Raw genomic sequence first — 17471 nt, 5'->3', positions numbered from 1 at the left:
TACAATGAGAGTTTTACTTAATTTTATTGATAGGATCTTATCCTACCCTTTGTTAAATCGTCCATTTAGGACTTTGAGAAAATTCTTTTAGTTATCTGATCGGTTTCTGGTCGATTCCAAGATTTTTAGCCATATCCATTGCTCTTTCTAGAAGTCCTCTCTCTTGCTGATTGGCTACGCCGTTGAGTTTGAAAATAAGACTTGCAATGCTCATATTTTTGATATCTTCTGAGGAAACATTGTATTTTTCAACCATTCCCATTACTTTGCCGATGATGTTTTCACCGTCACCCAGTAAATTTTCTTTTACTAAAGTCGCATTTTCACTGTGACTGATGAATTTATCTAAACCTTTCCCAGCAGAAACCTGACGAATCACATTATCAAAGAAGGTATTATCACCACCAACGATGTCAATTTTTGCAGACTTGAATGCTTCCGCTAAAACTCCAGCCTGAGCCTGTGCTATATCTTTTTGGATTGAGATCTGCGCCAACTCCACTTCTTTTTCTTTGGCTAAAGTCAATCGGAACTCTTCATGATCTTTTCCTGCATCGTTTAATTTTTTCATTGCTTCAGCTTTTTCGGTAATTCCGGCAGCTTCAGCAAATGCTTTTTCTTTGATCACTTCAGCTTGAGCAATACCCTCTTTTCTTTCAGCTTCCGCTTTTTTCTCAATTACGATCGACTCAACGATCCCCTGTCTTTCGGCAGCATCCGCTTTTGCATGAAGCACCTGAGCTTCAGATAGACCAACCGTTGCTTCTTCTTTTGCTTTTGCATCAGCAATGATCTTACGAGCTTCTGCTTCTTTTTCAGCAGCATCTCTTTTTGCCTGAGCTTCGATGACGTATTTCTGAGCATCTTTCTCAGCAGATAATTTTCTTGATTCTGCTGCTCTTGTTTCCTGGATCAATTTCTTTTCAGCTTCTTGGGTTGCCAAAGTAATTTCCACTTGTTTTGTTCTGTCGGCAGTTTTGAATGCTTCCAGATCTTTAATTCCCTGCTGCTCTTCAACAACCGTTTTTTCCATTGTCAAACGCTCACGAATCGCATCCTGAATATTTTTCTTCTCCAATTCGATCGCTTTTTCCTTTTCGATCTGAGCCAAAGAAACAATTCTTTCTCTTTCTGTTGCTTCCAACATTTGGTCTTTCTGTACTCTTTCAGTTTCCACGAGATCGGCACGTTCTTTATTTTTAGCTGCTATAACAACTTGTCTTTGTTTATTTTCTTCAGCGATTTGAAGTTTTTCTTCCGTTGCAATTCGAACAGTTTCATATTTTAAACGTTCTTCTTCAGTTACTTTTAAGATCTCAGCATTTTCACGGGATCTAATATTAGCAACTTCTCTTTTTTGAGATTCTTCTTTTTCAGCCAATTGTTTTTCCAGTTCTAAAATAGCTTCACGAGCCTCAACATTTTGTTTAGTGATGATTTTTTCTTCATCTCTGCGAACCTGATTGGCTTTAATATTTTGATTAGCCGTTAATTCAGTGATCTTCTTAATACCTTCTGAATCTAAAATATTATCTTTATCTAAATTCTCGATCTTTGTCTGCTCTAAATAATCAATCGCACAGTCATCTAAAACATAACCATTCAAATCTGTTCCGATAATATCTAAAATTTCCTGACGGAATTCACTTCTTGCTTCATACAATTCAATAAATTCAAACTTTTTACCTACCGTTTTCAAGGCTTCAGAAAATTTAGCTTCAAATAATTCTCTCAACGTATTGATATCAGAAGCTCTCTGGCAACCAATCGTCTGCCCCACATTCACAATATCATCCGCCGATTTATTAACTCTGATAAAGAAAGCCACCTGAATATCGGCTCTCATATTATCTTTACAGATCAATCCTGCTCTTCCTTCTCGGGCAATTTCCAGTTTTTTAACGGAAATATCCATCGATTCCATTCTATGAATGACCGGAATAACGATTCCCGCATTGAAGAAAACTTTCGTTCCCCCATACCCCGTTCTTAAAATTACAATTCCCTGAACAGTTTTTTTATACATTGATAAGATCCAGAAAATCAATCCTAAAGATGCTACCACAACGACAACAATTCCAACAATCAAAGGTGTATTCATATTTTTATAGTTTATTTATTTTAATGTGTTTTTAATTTATTTAAATTTATCAAAATCATTTCCCCAACCCTAAAGGGAGTAATTTTGATAAGTTTCCCAAGAAATTTAGCTCCCTTTAGGGACGGAGAAACGAAATTTCATCATGAATTTGTATTTTTTATTTTCAATTTAAAAGCGAATTTCTTCCGCTACATAATAGATTCTTTTCTCTCGATCTTCGTCAACAATATACACTATCGTTCCGTGGTTGATCACCTCACCATCTTTACTTCTCACCATTAAAATCATAGGATCTTTTTCAACAAAAACTTCGAGCATTCCGGTTTTAGTTCCGTGAATGGTTGATTTCATTCTTCCTTGTCGACCCAGAAAATCGTGTGAAACCTCTCCTTTATAATTGATTTCTCTGAAAAAGGGATTTAATGGCTTTAAAATCAATTTCGTCAACAACATGCTTATGAAAAACATCGGAATCACAATCAATGCAGAAACCCAAAGTCCAAAAGAAAAAAACACTTCAATATAGAATGAACCCAACCATGTTAACAAAAGTGACAACGTGAGAAAATAAGTGATTGGTACAATATCCAGATTCAGAAATTTCAAAAACTGAAGCCAACCTGAAGCATCATCCGGAACATGAACATGACCATCCGGACCGTTTACATCAGTATCAAAGTCAGCGTCAGCGTCAATTCCTACATCAATATCTAAACCTGTGATGATGGTGAAAAGCCAATAAATCACAGACAAAATGAGCAGCATGCTTAAAACCGTATTAACCGGCGAAAAAGCTATTGTTAAAAATTCTTGGTAGGTCATATGCGTTTTTTTTAAATTAATCAATTAACAATAAATACCCCCATTAAATAAAATAATTAAAGCTTTATAATCTAAAAACTTCACTTATTCATTTAATTATGACTGATTGTACACAAATATAATAAAATTTAATCAAATTGCAAATATTATTAGCAAATTAATTAGAATTAATATTACATTTGCAAAAAAGATTAGAACATATGAGTTTTTTCGGAGCTAATATTAAAACAATAAGACAAGCAAAAGGATTAAGCCAACAAGCATTCGCAGATTTATTTGATTTAACCAGAGGAGTTATAGGTGCTTATGAAGAAGGACGTTCTGAACCCAAGATATCCACACTACTTACTGTAGTTCACTATTTTAATCTTGATTTAGACCAATTTTTAACGGTTCCGTTAACAGTTGATGATTTGAATAAGCCTGAAAATTTCGAAAAATATCAATTATCTTTTAATTCTGACTTACCTTATCAGGAAAATAACTTTGAGAATAATACCAAATATAACTCACTGCAAAAAGCATTAGCAAATATTGATTTAATCTATGAATTCACAGAAAACACATTGCTTTTATCAAATTACAATTTGGGGGATTTTTTATTCTTAGTGAAATCAAAAATTTCCGAAGAAAATTCCGAGACTTTATTATTCAAGGAAAATGGAAACTTAAAATACCTTTCTTCAATTCCAAAAGAATCACATTCAAAGAAAGAGGTTTATAAAATTTCCGGTTATCTTTCTTTTGAACAAAAAAATATCCTTTCTGACATTCTAGAAAGGATTGAAATTTTAGAGAAAAAAGGGAAATAATACCCAAATAATCTATTTCTTAACGTTATTTCTGGCATTTCTAATTAAAAAGAAGATGCAAAATAAAAAAGTAATTAAATAGAGAACGCTTAAACCTACTTTTTCAAAAGTCATTGTTTTGAAATCAAATTGTTTCCATAAAGCACTTCCTACAATAATCGCAATGACCGCAAAGAAAAACGTTCCTCCTTTTTTGTTTTCCATAGTTATTATAATTTAAGTTTTTTATCTCACAAACTTATGATTAAAAAAAACACAAAACATCATTTCTTTCAATAAAAAATCCCTTCCGAATTTCGGAAAGGATAAAAGGTAAAAAATCGAGAAAAGAAAGTGGGGCACGTCAAGCCGGAGTCGAACCGGATAGCCTTGCCGGAGTTACCGACTTCGCTATTCCTCCCCATGAGTGAGACGAAGTATCTTTTCTCTACGACACTTTTATTTTTCAAACAAGGCAACAGTCAATCAAAAAGTGTGTCGTGCTCTAACCAACTGAGCTACTTTTCCTATCTAATTTTTGTGTTTCAATTGTGGAAAAGACAGGACTCGAACCTGCGTCCCCGTCGTGATAATCGAAGTAACACTATTCTACGACACTTGTTTTTGTTTTTAAACTTGTTCTTCAGCTATATATGTTTTTACAATTGGGTGAACTTTTGCATTTTCAGGATGATAAGTCATGTCAAAGCTTGACCATCCAGAGGACCAATATAGCATCATTTCTTTAAGATAAGGAACGTCTTTTGTTTCATCATATTTAAAATTCTGATCAAAAATCTCTTGCACTTCCGGCAATAATTCAGGATAAAACATTTGGTCTTCTTCATCAAAAACTTCAATATAAATATCAAGATGATTTCTAATCTCATTTAATAAACCCGTTCTAAAATCCCATCCCATTGTCACAATATCAGAACCTCTAACTGAAAGAATTGGTTTACACTCAAGGTTTTCATCACTTACAACAAATACACTACCCGTCAACGGTAATAAACTTGGTACATTAGAAAACCATTTGTCAAAAATCTTTTTTCTTTTTTCAGCAGATTTTGGTTTAATTCCCCATGATTTTAGCCAAACTTTATTCACAGAATCAATATCATCAAACATCCATTGATAAGGTTCTTTCAAAACCTTCGTAATCTCTTTTTCATCTTCCAACCAATTGTAGAAAAAAGTACATTGTTCGGTAATTATTTCACCCTCATCTTCGTATTCCACAATTTCTTTTTTATCAATAGCATGGAGGATCTTCAAGAATTCACGGTGTTCTGATGTAAATCTGACGGAGTATTTCAATTCAATAAAATCAATTTGTTTTTCACTGAGAGGCTGCCATTTTGCTCCATAAAATCCTTTCTGGCAAGTATTTTCGCTCCAAAATCTTTCTGTTCGTTCTTTTAGCCAATATAAAAAATCTGTAAAATTTACTGGTATTTCCATGTAATTTATTTTTTAATTAAAAAAGAGGCGAAAGTCGAGAAAACCACGAAATAATAAGTCATTAAGACCTATTTTCTGGAGTCGAACCAATATCATAAGATCAACCGAAGTAAGTTTTCTCTAACGGCACTCTTTATTTTTATCAAGGTAAATTTCGTACAGACACTTTACGCTTACGTCCTACCATTAGACTACTATTTTACAGACAGGATTCGAACCTGCATCTTAAGCCTGGAACGAAGTATTTCTATACTACGACACTTGATATTTTATTTTTAAATTTAAAAGAGGTAACCTATTGAAAGACCTCCCAATCTTTTTCAAGATCGTTTGGACTCGAACCAAAATTAAACCACGAAGTAGGTCTTTTCTACGACACTCTTATTATTAAATCAAGGTAATAATTGCAGAATCTTTCAGTGCTTTTGCTCTACCGACTGAGCTACTCTTCCGTTTTTAAGGAAAAGGCAGGGCTCGAACCTGCGACCCAAAGATCAGATATCGAAGTATGATCCTAAAACGACACTTGATTCGTTTATATTTTTTAAAACCGAGCAATTGATAAAAAGAGTTTTGATTTCAATGTAAAGTAGAAGGAACTCTTTTTTACGGCATCGGTTGTTTTAAAGTAAGGTAAAAAATCAAACAGAGACTTACTGGTGAAGTATTACCATTATACTATCACAAGGAGTAGGAATCGAACCTACATCGCCACCCTGAAAACGAAGAAATTCTGTTTTACGACACTTACTTATTTGTTATTGCAAAATTATTGCGTTGGTGCGTATTCTTTTTACGCAGTTGAAATTATTTTAAATTAAAAACCAAATAACAAGTTATAAGAGTTTTGAATGTTATTCAAATTATAAGTTTGACGATGGAACTCTTATGGACGACATTGGTTAGTTTAAACCGAGCGATATAGCGAAAAGATTCTGTTTCAATTGGAAGTCGAAGGATTTCTTTTCTTATGGCATCGATTAACCTCTAAATTTCAGTAGGTTTATACATCATATCATCAGGATAGGGAAAAGTATCGGTCAAACGTCTCATAAAAATCAAATAGTTTCTCAACTCGTTAAAAAATTCTTTAAAACTTCCAATATCTCTATGCTTATATGCATGAATTGCATTACGCTTATATTGTATTTTCTGAATCCATTCAATAATATTGAGTCTTCCTTCTTCATCCCATATCTTTTGTATATCTGCAGGATAAATTTCTTTATCAAAGAATAGCCTTAGCTTTTCAAGCATCAAAATATCAGGTTCTATTAAATCACCTTTTGTATCTTCAAATCCTTTCAATGATGTTTTAGTTGTTGTGTGCTCATAATCATTATACCAAACAGATAAAAATAATTTTAATGTTCCTTCTACTAAGCTACCTAATGTTGCCCAAGCAAGTATAAGTGCCCCATCTTCTTCTTGTGCCTTATCACATCTAAATAAATTAAGAGTTCTAGCTAAAGATGCTTGCCAATCTAGTCTAGATTTTGACATTAAATCAGAAGCCTTTATAGGTGCCCAACCATGAGAACTTTTCCAAAAGTTAGCTAATCCCTCAGTTAATTTAATTATTCTTTTTATCACTTCTTCATCTGAATAGTTTAATACTTCTTGTTCATTCATAAGTTTATTTTTTAAATTTTTATTCCTAGCCCCGATTGCAACGGCATCCTTTTTCTGAAATGGCTTGAAAAAAGCGTTGGAGAAAAAGATATAGTGGAAAGCGGGATCAAGCTCCTAAATTACAGTAATATTCAGTATAAAATCACTCAACATTTATCACTTATAATTTATTCTAATTAAAGTAGTGCCTTTTACAGCACTACTTTTTTAATCATTTCTACGGCAGATTTTTTGTCTTCCAAAGCATTCAGTACATCGAAAATCTTGTCGGACCAACCTGCGATAAGATAGACATCATTTTTTCTGACATCCAAAGGTGGTTTTCCGTAACCTGCCAAATCAAACAGATACAATTTTGCATTCGGATTGATCTTTTTGTATCGACTCCAAGAGTTTTCGAAAGCATTGGTAAATCCACCGGTATCCCACATTTGAGTATCGGTGAACAACATAATTTTGTCTACAATTTCTCGCTTGTTGATCAAGTCTTCAAGCACAAGATGACCGTTTGTGGAATAACCCACTTCACCTTCTCTTTTGTAGAATGCATCTACATTTCTCAGGATACCGTTCTTCGGCATCGGAACTCTTTTCCAACGGTCACCAAACATACCAGTGATCACGTTTTTGCACTGCGACTGCAACATCATCGACATTAACAGACCGATATCGTACAACAAAACTTTAGATCTCGGAGAAATTGGTTGCTGCATCGAACCCGAAACGTCTGCCGCGATCACTACCGAAGTTTCGAAGCCAAACCCTTTAATATTTTTTGCACTCACCATCACCGCATCTTCCAATGCTTCTAGGATCGATGACAAATAAGGCGAATCGATTGTTTTCAATTCTCTATACGCCGCCAAAAATCTGAATGGTAATTGTTTTGAGTTTCTTACCGCTTTTTCATCTGACAAATAGTTGCAAACTTTGTACATCGCATCAGAAGAAACTTTGGCTTCTAAAATATTTCTAAGGTTTCGCAATGTTGCCATATAACCCAATTTGTTGCTGAAAATCAATTCTTCCCATTTATTTTTGAAAGCTAATGTTCTTTCAGCGTCATCGGTAAATTTTGTCTGACCCAACATTGAAAGTTCAACTTCCCAAGTATAAGGAGTTTCCAAGGAGTCGTTGACGATCTTGTTGAAAATTGTCTGCTGATCTTCATCTTTTGCTTTTGGGTGAACCAAGAACAAAGCATCCTTCAAAGTCACTTCTCCCTTTCTGTTATACTTTGCAAATTGATATTCATCAAATTTGTTGAAAGATTTCACCAAACCTTTTTGGATTTGCTTTGAAAGTTTATTCAATTTTTTAGTTTCTGTTCTTTCGTTTGCCAACTGGTAGTACGCCAGTAATTCTGTGATCTCATCAGCTCTTTGAATTACTCCATCAACAGTTTTGCTTACCAAGTCTGTACCCGAAGTTTGTTTTGCCAATTCGGTCGTCAAAACCAAAGGAATTGAACGCAAATACATCTCTTTTCTCGCATAAACTGCCAATTTCGCAACGAAATCTGGGTTGTTTTTTTGAATCAGAAACTGGATTCTCGCCAATCTTTCATTTCCTTTTTCATAAGTTGCGTTTGATAATCCTGTTGTAACAACAGCACTATATAGTTCTTCTGCAGGTGTCATTTTGTAAGCTTTTCCACCTTCGTAATTCATTACTACGTTATTTGATTTTCTTAAAAAATTAAATTTCATGGTTACTGTTTTTTAGTTAAACATTTTTGGAGGATTATCACTTCCTCACTGATTTCTTATGCAAAGTAAGAGTGGTATTGCGCAGTGTTTTTGCGTAGTGATTTTTTTTTGTGAAAAAGTTTTTATTTTTTTTGATTTTAAACACCAATATCACGAATTTTTACACGAATGACACTAATAATTTTTGCTTGTGGAATTTGTGAAAATATTTGTGGGACTTGTGTTTAAATAAATTCATTACGCTTTACTTGACTAAGGAAACAAACAACTATAAACTATCTACCAAATACAATTTGTCTATCATTCATTTTATCTAAAGGAATCAACAATTTTAAATTTTTGGCAATCTCTTTTCTAGCTTTGTCTTAATTAAAATTAAAACAATGATCAAAGGATTATATGAAACTCACGTTCAGGTAAGCAACTTGGAAAATACCATTCAATTTTACACTGAAGTTTTAGGATTGGAGTTTGCTCACAAAGATGAAACCCGTCCCATTGCTTTTTTATGGATTGGAAAAAATAAAGAATCTATGCTTGGATTGTGGGAACAGAAAGAAAATTTGCAAACCAGGCATTTTGCTTTTACGGCTGATAAAGAAGATACTCTGAATTATTCTGTTGAGTTTTTGAAAAATAAAAATTTAAAACCTTACAACTTCTTAAAAGACGGAATTGATAAGCCAATGGTTTTTGCTTGGATGCCGGCTTTGGCGATTTATTTTAATGATCCTGATGGAAATCAACTGGAATTTATTTCGATTTTGGAAGGTGATGCAAAACCGGAATTGGGGGTGCTTTCTTATGAGGAATGGCTTAATGAAAAAAAAGCATAAGATTTGTACGTTAGTTTTAATTGGATTTTATCCAATCCTTTGCTAAATCGTCCCTTCGGGACTCTTTCTTGGTTATAACAAGCAAAAACAGATTTTCAAAAATGAAAACCTGTCTTTGATTATTTCGCAAAAATCTCTTTCAGCTGAGAAACAATATTACTGTTTCCGGAAACGGTAATATCTCCAATTTTTTCGGCGATTTTTTCCATATATTCCATTTCTTTCAGCTTCCAAAGCGTTTCGTTTTCTTCCATTAATTTGGCAGTATTCAGCAAACTTCTTGTGGAAGCGGTTTCTTCACGTCTCATAATGCTGTTTGCCTGAGCTTTTTTCTCAGCAATCAAAACCTGATTCATAATTTCCTTCATTTCTCCGGTCAAAATCACATCACGGATTCCCGCATCGGAAGCTTTTAAACCTAAGTCTTCAGCTTTCTTCCCCAAATTTTCAAGGATTTCTTTGCCTACAGAATCTTTTTTCAACAGCAACTCATCCAACGTTAAAGCTCCAACAAATTCACGCAAAGCCAATTGCATTAAAATGTAAAGCTGCTTGTCGTATTCTTTGTTATCCATCAAGGCTTTCACAACATCTTCCACCTGATAACGCACGTAAAAATTGATACGAAGCATCGCTTTATCTTTCGTCAAAAGTTCCTGACCTGCAATCTCCATTTGTTGCATTCTCGTATCGATGGTTTTGGTTTCCACAGAAGTTTCGTTGTTCCAGAAATAATAGGTTCCGGCTTCCAAAATCTGGGTCAGTTTACCGTCAATCAGCAAAAGACCTTTATATTGATTAGCTACAACAAACTTTCTTACGAAGCTTTTGAGTTTCAAATTTTCCAAAATTGTTTTAGAAATTTTTTCTGTAATCTCAACTTTTGTCAGGTCGATTTTTTGAAATTCTCTATTCAAAACACCTTTCCAGAATGCATATTGACCAACATTTAGAACTTCTTTAAAAATTCCGTTTTCATAAACCAAAACAATTTCGCCGTCTTTTACCTCAACGACATCGATCATAGAAGCCAAATCTGTATTTTTCAATAAAAGATTCAAATCTTCTCCGGTTTTAAACTGAGCTTTCGTTTCAAAAACTTCTACAGATTTGTTTCCGAAAAGCCAGTAATTACCTTCTTTCAAAATAGTAATCAGGTTTCGGTTTTTAAAAACCAAACCCACTTGATATGCTTTAATTTGTACATTTTTTACCATCATATTTTATTTTTAGTGTTATTAATTTTAATTAAAAAAGGAAAAACCAAGATTCTTTCTTCCAAAAATGGCGGAAGTAAAGTATTGCAAAAAAGTCTATTCGTTTCCGAATACTATTTTTAAACTTATTTTCTAATCAATCAGATTTTGGGCGTGTCCCTTTCCATCGCTGAAAGCAATAGCTTGGGTCGCTACGTCCGCTTCTACTCCTCGTTCATCAGCTTTCGCCTCTTCACTGTGGGGTATCCGCTACCATCGCTCACGCGGAAAACCGTCATTTTTAGAAAAACTTGTCCAATAATCATGTATTCATCAACTGAATTTCATTTTCAGAAAAAAACTTTTCTTACAGGCTTTTTCAAAATGTTGATTCAACAACCGAAAAAATCCCAGACTTTCCATGAAGAATATTTTTAACGAGATATTCAAACTCTAATAAAAAATAGATTTTGAGTCTATTTTCAAACTACATTAAAAGTGTAGTGCTCTAACCAACTGAGCTATCCCGTTCAAAACGAGAGAAGGATTCGAACCCTCGCAAAAAAAAATCTATTGTTCTACCACTTGAACTATATTCCCATTTTGGAAATAGAAGGACTCGAACCTTCAACCTATAGAGCCGTGTGAAATTTTTTGGAAAACCTCTGAAACCTTCAGATCAAGTTGAACAGAATAATATCATGTTTCTCAACAAAATATTCTGCAATGGTGATATACAGAAACACCCAACAAGACCTGTCTGATATTTTGACTAAAATTCATTTTCAAAATTTTAGTGTTTTGTTCTTTTGATAATGCAAAGTAAAAAGCTTATTGCGCATTCTTTTTGCGTAGAAAAATAATTTCTAAAAACATTGTTTTTTTATTTGAGATAAATACTGAAAACCTTCAGTACCTTCCTAAAAACATCTAGCTTCCATCACCGAACTTCCAGCCTTTGCTAATTTCTTGGCGCAAAAGGAGGCGTCCATTTCTTTTTCTTCATCAATTCTTTGATTTCTTCATAAGAAACTGGATAAAAATTATGGCAATCAACACCTACATCAATACTCAAACTCATTTCGTCATCAAGCAAAGTTCCGTGAGAATGACCGTACAATTGCCATGTTCCGTGATGAGAACCGTTCCAGGTGCGCATTGCGTAATGAAAAAGCATGATTTTCTGTTTGCCCATTTTATGACTTTCGTCTTCCACATAAAGCTCGTGGTAATCTTTAATCCACTCGAATCTTTCCGGAACCCGAAGCGCAGAATATTCATGATTGCCTTTTATCAGATGAATTTTTCCATTTAATCTATCTAAAATTTCTTTCGTGAAATCTGGTTTTCCTAAACTTACATCGCCCAAGTGATAGACCATATCATCTTTTCCAATCTTTTCGTTCCAGCGTTTGATGAGTTCTTCATTCATTTTTTCCATCGACTCAAAAGGCCGTTCGGAAAATTTTATAATATTGGCATGCCCGAAATGATGATCTGCCGTAAAAAATATATTTGTTTGCATTTGTTTTGTTTTTTAATTGTTTGTTTTTAAAATATAAGTTCTTTTACTAATTTTCTACGTACACCAAAATCAGATTTTCTGATCTTGCACATACGATTATCAGCTGTGTGATGGAAAACAATACCTTCCATATTATTCTCAGGATTGCTCAAGAAGTTTTTGATAAATTCAAAATCTAAACTTTCTAAACTAAGAATATGAGTTCCGTGCTTAACCAATAAATGACCTTTTATATTTTCAGGATTTCCTTGTATTTTTTCGCCAATAAGTTCGTAGGTTCCATCTTCTACCTTGCCCAATTCAGCCAAAGCATGGAAGCCTTCCCAAAAATATTTATCTTCGTTCTTAGTAATTTCACACGCAACCCAATGCGGATGATGACCGGTAACAAAATCTGCGTCTTGACACGGAATTGCGCCTTCCGGAGCTATTTTTCCTCTTTTCGCATCATATCTTTTGTATAATTTACCGTTGATTACTGCGCACGCAGAACCATCAAACTTTCGTGTAGCAATAGCTTTTCCATCAAAAACCCATTTGTTTTCAGGATTAATTTCGTCAACAACTCTTGCTAAATTATTTATATCTTTTTTGAATAATGTACTTATCTTTTTCATTTTTAATAGTTTTTAATTAAACTCAATTCATTATTTTTCATCTGAGTAACGTGTCTCTGAGCGTGAAGTGAAAGAAAATAAATGTATTCATACACATTGATTTTACCCAATCCATTTACGGTCATTGTCGTTTTACAAAGAAGACCTTCACCGTTTTTCATCAAGTCTAAATAATTTAAACATTGATGATATTGCTGAGAAATTAAACTTCTGATTTCATTTAAGTTTAATTCTTCTCTCGGCTCCATGTGTTCCGGTCTTATCCATTCAAACGCACCATACTCACCTACTTTTTCAAAATTTTCTTTATTGAAAGTATAGTTTTCTATTTCAAGATTTAAATCAAGATTGCGATAATTTCGCATTGCTTTTTTTGAACCTTTTTCAATAAGAATCAACAAATAAAAGTTTGTGAGATAAATGTGTTCTAAAATCTGCTGAACCGTCCAACCTCCATTTGAAGGTTGATAATTCAATGTTGTTTTATCTTTTTCAAACCATTTATCAACCTCATCAAAGCTGAATTTCAAATGCGCTTTTATATCTTGAATTAATCTAAAAATATCCATTATAAATTTTTAAAGTTTTTTAAAAGGCTCTCAATATTTTGCTTTCCAACAGGATTCATAGAGTGACAATAGAATTTTGGTAAATCTAAATAGTTATCCATACAATATTCCACCAACCATTTTGCACAATCGCAGCCTGTTTTTTCAACAAATTCGTGAGAATTTGGTTTCAAATAATGTTCATCAGCAAGGTCATGGTCAAAAGAAATCATTTCCGGAAGTCCTTTTTCCAAAATCCTGTTAACAAACTGCTCGTAATTTCGAACGATATGCCAGTCTTTTCTGAGGAAAATATCTTGTTTTGTATAATGATATGCCTCAATTGGATATCTTATATCATCCAGAAACAGTAATCTATTTGTGAGTTCCATTGCTTTAATTTTTTAAAACTTGATACAATAATTTTGCTGTGTTAAAAGCGTCATCTGCACCATTATGATTACTCCCTTCAAATTCTATATTTCTTGTCTGAAGTTCTTTCAATAGTCCGATTGGTTTTTCGCCGGTCATTAAACTTATCAAGACTTTCAAATCAAGATACGTTTCACTAAAGGGAAATTTAACATCAAATTCTTGACATTGACTTTCCATAATCAATTTGTCAAATCCACCATAACCGGCGTATGTTCTTCGTAAGGAATTGTATCTGTTTTTGATATTTGAACAGGCTTCTTTAAAAGAAATTCCTTCTTTTTCTAGTTTTTCAGGTGTAATTCCTGTCAATTCTGTACAATATTCACTTACTTCCGATTGTGTCGGTTTTATCAAATAGCTTCTTTTGTCTTCAATACTTCCGTCTGACATATTGAGTTTGCAAATTCCGATTTCAATAATTTCTCTTTTTTGATCTTCAGGAGTTTGTCCTTTTTCCCAACATGTAGCTTCGATATCTATGACAATTACTTTGTCGTATAAAAACATTTTAATTTATTTTTTAATTGGAAAAGTAAATATTCAATGCTTTGATAATACTTTTCACGTTGGTGTTTGGATAAAATCCGGAACTGTTGATACAATTTATTTCAACAATTTTCCAACCTCTGTCTGTTAAACAAATATCCATTACAAAAGCTTCTTCAAGATTGAAAAGCTGGATCATTTCATTGGCGAAACTCAATCCTTCTCCTGAAACATTTTCTTCGAAAGGCGCATTATCATTAAATTTATAATATCCTGCATCGATAATCTGTCCGCCCACGATCCAAAGTCTAGCTTCTTTTATTGTTAGTTTTGCTTCAGAAATCTGAACCAAAGAATCTTCTGTAATTCTGTTGGATCTATTTTTCAATGCTTCAAAAACAAAATCTTTCCATTCTGTTTCACTGAAAACTTTTCCTGTGAAAATTTTAGCTTCATTGTAAGGTTTGATGAATTTAATTTCACCTTTTTTCCAAACCAATTGTTCTGAAATTTTATGAATGGAAACTTTGTGATTCAAAAGGTTTTCACCATAATATTTGGAATACACTTCATACAGGTGATTGCCTCCGTAAAAAGAACCGGGAAACCAATTGGTATTTTGTTTTGCCAATCTTGCAATCGTTACCGAACCATAAACGAAAACATCTTTTCTGTCTGTTTCGAAGTCTATTTTTTCTGAGTTTGGAGGAATATTAATTACATGATAATCAATATTTAATTCTTCCAAAGCATCAAAAATTTTACAATGATCGGGATCTAAATATACATTAGCCTGAACTAAAAAATACATGGTTACTAGTTTTTAAAGGTTCTTTTATTTATTTTTTTTGGATGGATGCTAGAAGCTGGATGAGGGAAGCTAAATTCATACTGTTAAGAAGCTTCCATCTCCCATCACCCCGCTTCCAGCTATTTTAGACCATCATATCTGCACAATTTGAACTTGCAAATGCGTAAGGTTTTGCTTTAAACACATAACCCATTCCCAGAATATATCCCATTGCGTCTTTCAAAGCAACGTTGGATTTAAAATCCGGGTCGGTGTTAATGTCTGCGTGTACCTCCATTTCCACATCATAAGTTTCCAGAATAGAGCAAATTGCATAAGCGATTTCCACGGATTTGTTGACCTCATTCAACATTCGCTCTTTGATACTGATATTCTGTATTTCTCTTTCTTTTCTGATAAAGGTAAACGCTCCTTTTCCCTCACGAATAAAGACAACTGCCGTAGCATAATTAATGGCATCACCGTAAACGTGGGAATCTGAACCCACACAAACTTTCAATCTATATCCATTTGCCTGTTCGCGGATGATGGCTTCTTCTACCAGTTGTGTGATAGAATGCTGGAAAATTTTTCCTTTCATATTTTGCCATGTTTGTTGTTGCGTTTCCATTTTTTCTACATGTTTTGTTTAAATATTAAATTGTTAAATATGTGAATTGTGAATAGTCAATCTGCCTTGCAGGCAATTTTTAAAAATTTCATTTGCGAAGCAAAATTCACCATTGACCATTCACTTTTTTGTTGATTCATCAGGACTCGAACCTGAACAACAAGAGTCAAAGTCTTGTGTGCTGACCAATTACACTATGAATCAGTTTTAATTATAATTGATAGATGATGAATGATAATTGATTTTATTTTCTGGATTGATCATTTATGACTTATCAACTATATTTCTGCGGAACAGACAGGAATCGAACCTGTACCTTTAGTTTTTCAGACTAACGTGCAGACCTGCTACACCACTCTTCCAAGTTTATAAATGATAAGTTATAAATGGTACCATTGCTGCTTTTATCATTTATTATTGATGATTTATCAATTATGCTTTTGTACGGAAAAAGGGAGTCGAACCCTCAATATCTTGAGCCTAAATCAAGTGCGTATACCAGTTCCGCCATTCCCGCAAGTTTTTATATATAAATTCATCCTTAATAATTTATGCTGGCAATAATTACTCATTGCCCATTACCCATTACTCATATTTTGTACTCTATAAGGGAATCGAACCCTTGTTTTCTGCTCGAAAGGCAGGCGTCCTGAACCGTTAGACGAATAGAGCATTTTTCTTGTGAATGGTGAATCTTCAATTTGCTTTGCAGTCAATTTTTAAATTCACTTGCGTAGTAAAATTCAGTATCCACATTTCACTTTTTTTGACCACTAACCAGGAGTCGAACCTGAACAACAAGAGTACATTTCCTGCATGCTTCCTTTACATTATAAGCGGTTGGTGGAAGTAGTAGGATTCGAACCTACTCAGCAATGAAGCAACAGATTTACAGTCTGCCCCGACTCTCCAACTTCGGCGTACTTCCTTTTTTATAGATGATAATTGATAGAAGATGAATGATTTTCATTCTAACTTCTAATTTCTAACATCTAATTTCTCATTTGAAGAAAACAAAGTCTGTCTTTTATTTTTTGTTTGATGTAAGAACTTCTACGCTCGACAAACTTTTCTTTTTCTTCGGAACTAATCTCATTTTAGTTATTTGAGATGGTTATGGGATTCAAACCCACTCAGCTTACGCAACGGTTTTGCAGACCGCCCCGACTCTTCCACTTCGGCGAACCATCGTTTTTTTTAACTAGTTGTTGGTTTCTAGTTGATAGTTTTTAGAAATATCACGTTTCTAACATCTAGCTTCTAATTGAAAAAATAAAGCCTGTCTTAATTTTATGTTTGATATAAGAACTTCTGCGCTTTGACAAACTTTATTTTATCTAAAAATTTATATTATGTTTAAAACTTCCAACTTTCTTCATCCATCTTTTAATTTTCATTTTTTGAGTTAAGAAAAAGCCTGTCTATATTTTTGTGTTTTTTTGGCGTAAAGATCTTCTGCTCTCGACAAACTTTTTCTTTCTCTCTTTTGAAACAATTAACATTTAGTTATTTGCGATCCCGGAAAGATTCGAACTTTCAACTTCTGGTTTAACAGACCAGCGCTCTACCATTGAGCTACGAAATCTTTTATGTGAACTACCAATTATCAATTCCCTTTGCTATCAATTTTCAAATTCACTTACGAAGTGAAATTCACTATTGACCATTCACATTATTGTACTCCATAAGAGAATCGAACTCTTATCTACTGCTCGAAAGGCAGCCGTCCTAAACCATTAGACGAATGGAGCAAATTGTCTGGAAAGCAAGATTCGAACTTGCGACCTCCCGCGTCCAAGACGGGTAAACAACCACCGTTATCTTTCCAGTTTTGCAGGTTCACTTCAAAAATCTTCTCCGAGAGACAGTCGGATCCGAAATTTCCCGT

16 protein-coding genes and 10 tRNA genes are annotated in these 17471 nt (G+C 33.8%); 2 read left to right on the top strand and 24 right to left on the bottom strand.

Features of this window, described 5'->3' with window-relative positions:
• Positions 1-91 precede the first annotated feature (91 nt).
• A complete protein-coding gene (locus BUR17_RS16855; protein WP_074231762.1) occupies positions 92-2101 on the bottom strand; it encodes an SPFH domain-containing protein in 2010 nt (669 codons plus the stop codon).
• 168 nt (positions 2102-2269) lie between these two features.
• Positions 2270-2923 carry a hypothetical protein gene (locus tag BUR17_RS16850; RefSeq protein WP_074231761.1) on the bottom strand — a complete coding sequence of 218 codons (654 nt, stop codon included), beginning with the start codon at positions 2921-2923 and terminating at the stop codon, positions 2270-2272.
• A 200-nt stretch (positions 2924-3123) separates the two neighbouring features.
• Between BUR17_RS16850 and BUR17_RS16845 the strand changes: the two genes are divergently transcribed.
• Entirely contained in the window at positions 3124-3735 is a 612-nt protein-coding gene (locus BUR17_RS16845) for a helix-turn-helix domain-containing protein (RefSeq protein WP_074231760.1), read from the top strand.
• 12 nt (positions 3736-3747) lie between these two features.
• Here the strand turns inward: BUR17_RS16845 and BUR17_RS16840 are convergent, their stop codons facing one another.
• The 4 genes from BUR17_RS16840 to BUR17_RS16825 form a co-directional block, all read right to left on the bottom strand.
• The gene (locus BUR17_RS16840; RefSeq protein ID WP_074231759.1) at positions 3748-3939 is read right to left on the bottom strand and encodes a hypothetical protein; all 192 of its coding nucleotides are present in this window, start codon (positions 3937-3939) and stop codon (positions 3748-3750) included.
• Positions 3940-4344: 405 nt separating this feature from the next.
• The gene (locus tag BUR17_RS16835) at positions 4345-5178 is read right to left on the bottom strand and encodes a hypothetical protein (RefSeq protein WP_074231758.1); all 834 of its coding nucleotides are present in this window, start codon (positions 5176-5178) and stop codon (positions 4345-4347) included.
• A 987-nt stretch (positions 5179-6165) separates the two neighbouring features.
• Complete coding sequence (locus tag BUR17_RS16830; protein ID WP_074231757.1) at positions 6166-6810, bottom strand: hypothetical protein; 645 nt, start codon at positions 6808-6810, stop codon at positions 6166-6168.
• Between the two features lie 191 nt (positions 6811-7001).
• Positions 7002-8519, bottom strand: a complete 1518-nt coding sequence (locus tag BUR17_RS16825) for a TROVE domain-containing protein (RefSeq protein WP_074231756.1) — start codon at positions 8517-8519, stop codon at positions 7002-7004.
• Positions 8520-8902: 383 nt separating this feature from the next.
• Here BUR17_RS16825 and BUR17_RS16820 point away from each other — a divergent pair, with 383 nt between their 5' ends.
• Positions 8903-9355 carry a VOC family protein gene (locus BUR17_RS16820; RefSeq protein WP_074231755.1) on the top strand — a complete coding sequence of 151 codons (453 nt, stop codon included), beginning with the start codon at positions 8903-8905 and terminating at the stop codon, positions 9353-9355.
• A gap of 119 nt (positions 9356-9474) precedes the next feature.
• Here the strand turns inward: BUR17_RS16820 and BUR17_RS16815 are convergent, their stop codons facing one another.
• From BUR17_RS16815 to BUR17_RS20780, 18 genes are all read right to left on the bottom strand, one after another.
• Positions 9475-10575: a slipin family protein gene (locus BUR17_RS16815; protein ID WP_228418819.1), complete on the bottom strand. Its 1101-nt coding sequence runs from the start codon at positions 10573-10575 to the stop codon at positions 9475-9477.
• Positions 10576-11087: 512 nt separating this feature from the next.
• A tRNA-OTHER gene (locus BUR17_RS20790) sits at positions 11088-11151 on the bottom strand.
• A 361-nt stretch (positions 11152-11512) separates the two neighbouring features.
• Positions 11513-12076 (bottom strand): metallophosphoesterase family protein, encoded by a 564-nt coding sequence (locus BUR17_RS16810; protein ID WP_074231754.1) that lies wholly within the window; start codon positions 12074-12076, stop codon positions 11513-11515.
• 26 nt (positions 12077-12102) lie between these two features.
• Positions 12103-12693 carry an RNA ligase 1 family protein gene (locus tag BUR17_RS16805; RefSeq protein WP_074231753.1) on the bottom strand — a complete coding sequence of 197 codons (591 nt, stop codon included), beginning with the start codon at positions 12691-12693 and terminating at the stop codon, positions 12103-12105.
• A 2-nt stretch (positions 12694-12695) separates the two neighbouring features.
• Entirely contained in the window at positions 12696-13262 is a 567-nt protein-coding gene (locus BUR17_RS16800; protein ID WP_074231752.1) for a DinB family protein, read from the bottom strand.
• Complete coding sequence (locus BUR17_RS16795) at positions 13262-13633, bottom strand: cyclic-phosphate processing receiver domain-containing protein (RefSeq protein ID WP_084550727.1); 372 nt, start codon at positions 13631-13633, stop codon at positions 13262-13264. Before BUR17_RS16795 ends, BUR17_RS16800 begins: the two co-directional genes overlap by 1 nt.
• A 4-nt stretch (positions 13634-13637) precedes the next feature.
• Positions 13638-14183 carry a 3'-5' exonuclease gene (locus BUR17_RS16790; RefSeq protein WP_074231751.1) on the bottom strand — a complete coding sequence of 182 codons (546 nt, stop codon included), beginning with the start codon at positions 14181-14183 and terminating at the stop codon, positions 13638-13640.
• 13 nt (positions 14184-14196) lie between these two features.
• Positions 14197-14973: an ATP-grasp domain-containing protein gene (locus BUR17_RS16785; RefSeq protein WP_074231750.1), complete on the bottom strand. Its 777-nt coding sequence runs from the start codon at positions 14971-14973 to the stop codon at positions 14197-14199.
• Positions 14974-15097: 124 nt separating this feature from the next.
• A complete protein-coding gene (locus tag BUR17_RS16780; RefSeq protein ID WP_074231749.1) occupies positions 15098-15583 on the bottom strand; it encodes a ribonuclease H-like YkuK family protein in 486 nt (161 codons plus the stop codon).
• A gap of 131 nt (positions 15584-15714) precedes the next feature.
• Positions 15715-15787: transfer RNA gene (locus BUR17_RS16775), tRNA-Gln, on the bottom strand.
• A gap of 85 nt (positions 15788-15872) precedes the next feature.
• Positions 15873-15945: transfer RNA gene (locus BUR17_RS16770), tRNA-Phe, on the bottom strand.
• A gap of 81 nt (positions 15946-16026) precedes the next feature.
• Positions 16027-16100: transfer RNA gene (locus tag BUR17_RS16765), tRNA-Leu, on the bottom strand.
• 82 nt (positions 16101-16182) lie between these two features.
• Positions 16183-16255: transfer RNA gene (locus tag BUR17_RS16760), tRNA-Glu, on the bottom strand.
• Positions 16256-16424: 169 nt separating this feature from the next.
• Positions 16425-16511: transfer RNA gene (locus BUR17_RS16755), tRNA-Tyr, on the bottom strand.
• A 180-nt stretch (positions 16512-16691) separates the two neighbouring features.
• A tRNA-Cys gene (locus BUR17_RS20785) sits at positions 16692-16773 on the bottom strand.
• A gap of 323 nt (positions 16774-17096) precedes the next feature.
• Positions 17097-17168: transfer RNA gene (locus BUR17_RS16750), tRNA-Asn, on the bottom strand.
• 93 nt (positions 17169-17261) lie between these two features.
• A tRNA-Glu gene (locus BUR17_RS16745) sits at positions 17262-17334 on the bottom strand.
• A 6-nt stretch (positions 17335-17340) separates the two neighbouring features.
• A tRNA-Pro gene (locus tag BUR17_RS20780) sits at positions 17341-17412 on the bottom strand.
• Positions 17413-17471: the final 59 nt, after the last annotated feature.

It is taken from the genome of Chryseobacterium scophthalmum (assembly GCF_900143185.1).
Taxonomy (GTDB): domain Bacteria; phylum Bacteroidota; class Bacteroidia; order Flavobacteriales; family Weeksellaceae; genus Chryseobacterium; species Chryseobacterium scophthalmum.
This window is presented reverse-complemented; position numbering and strand designations above follow the sequence as displayed.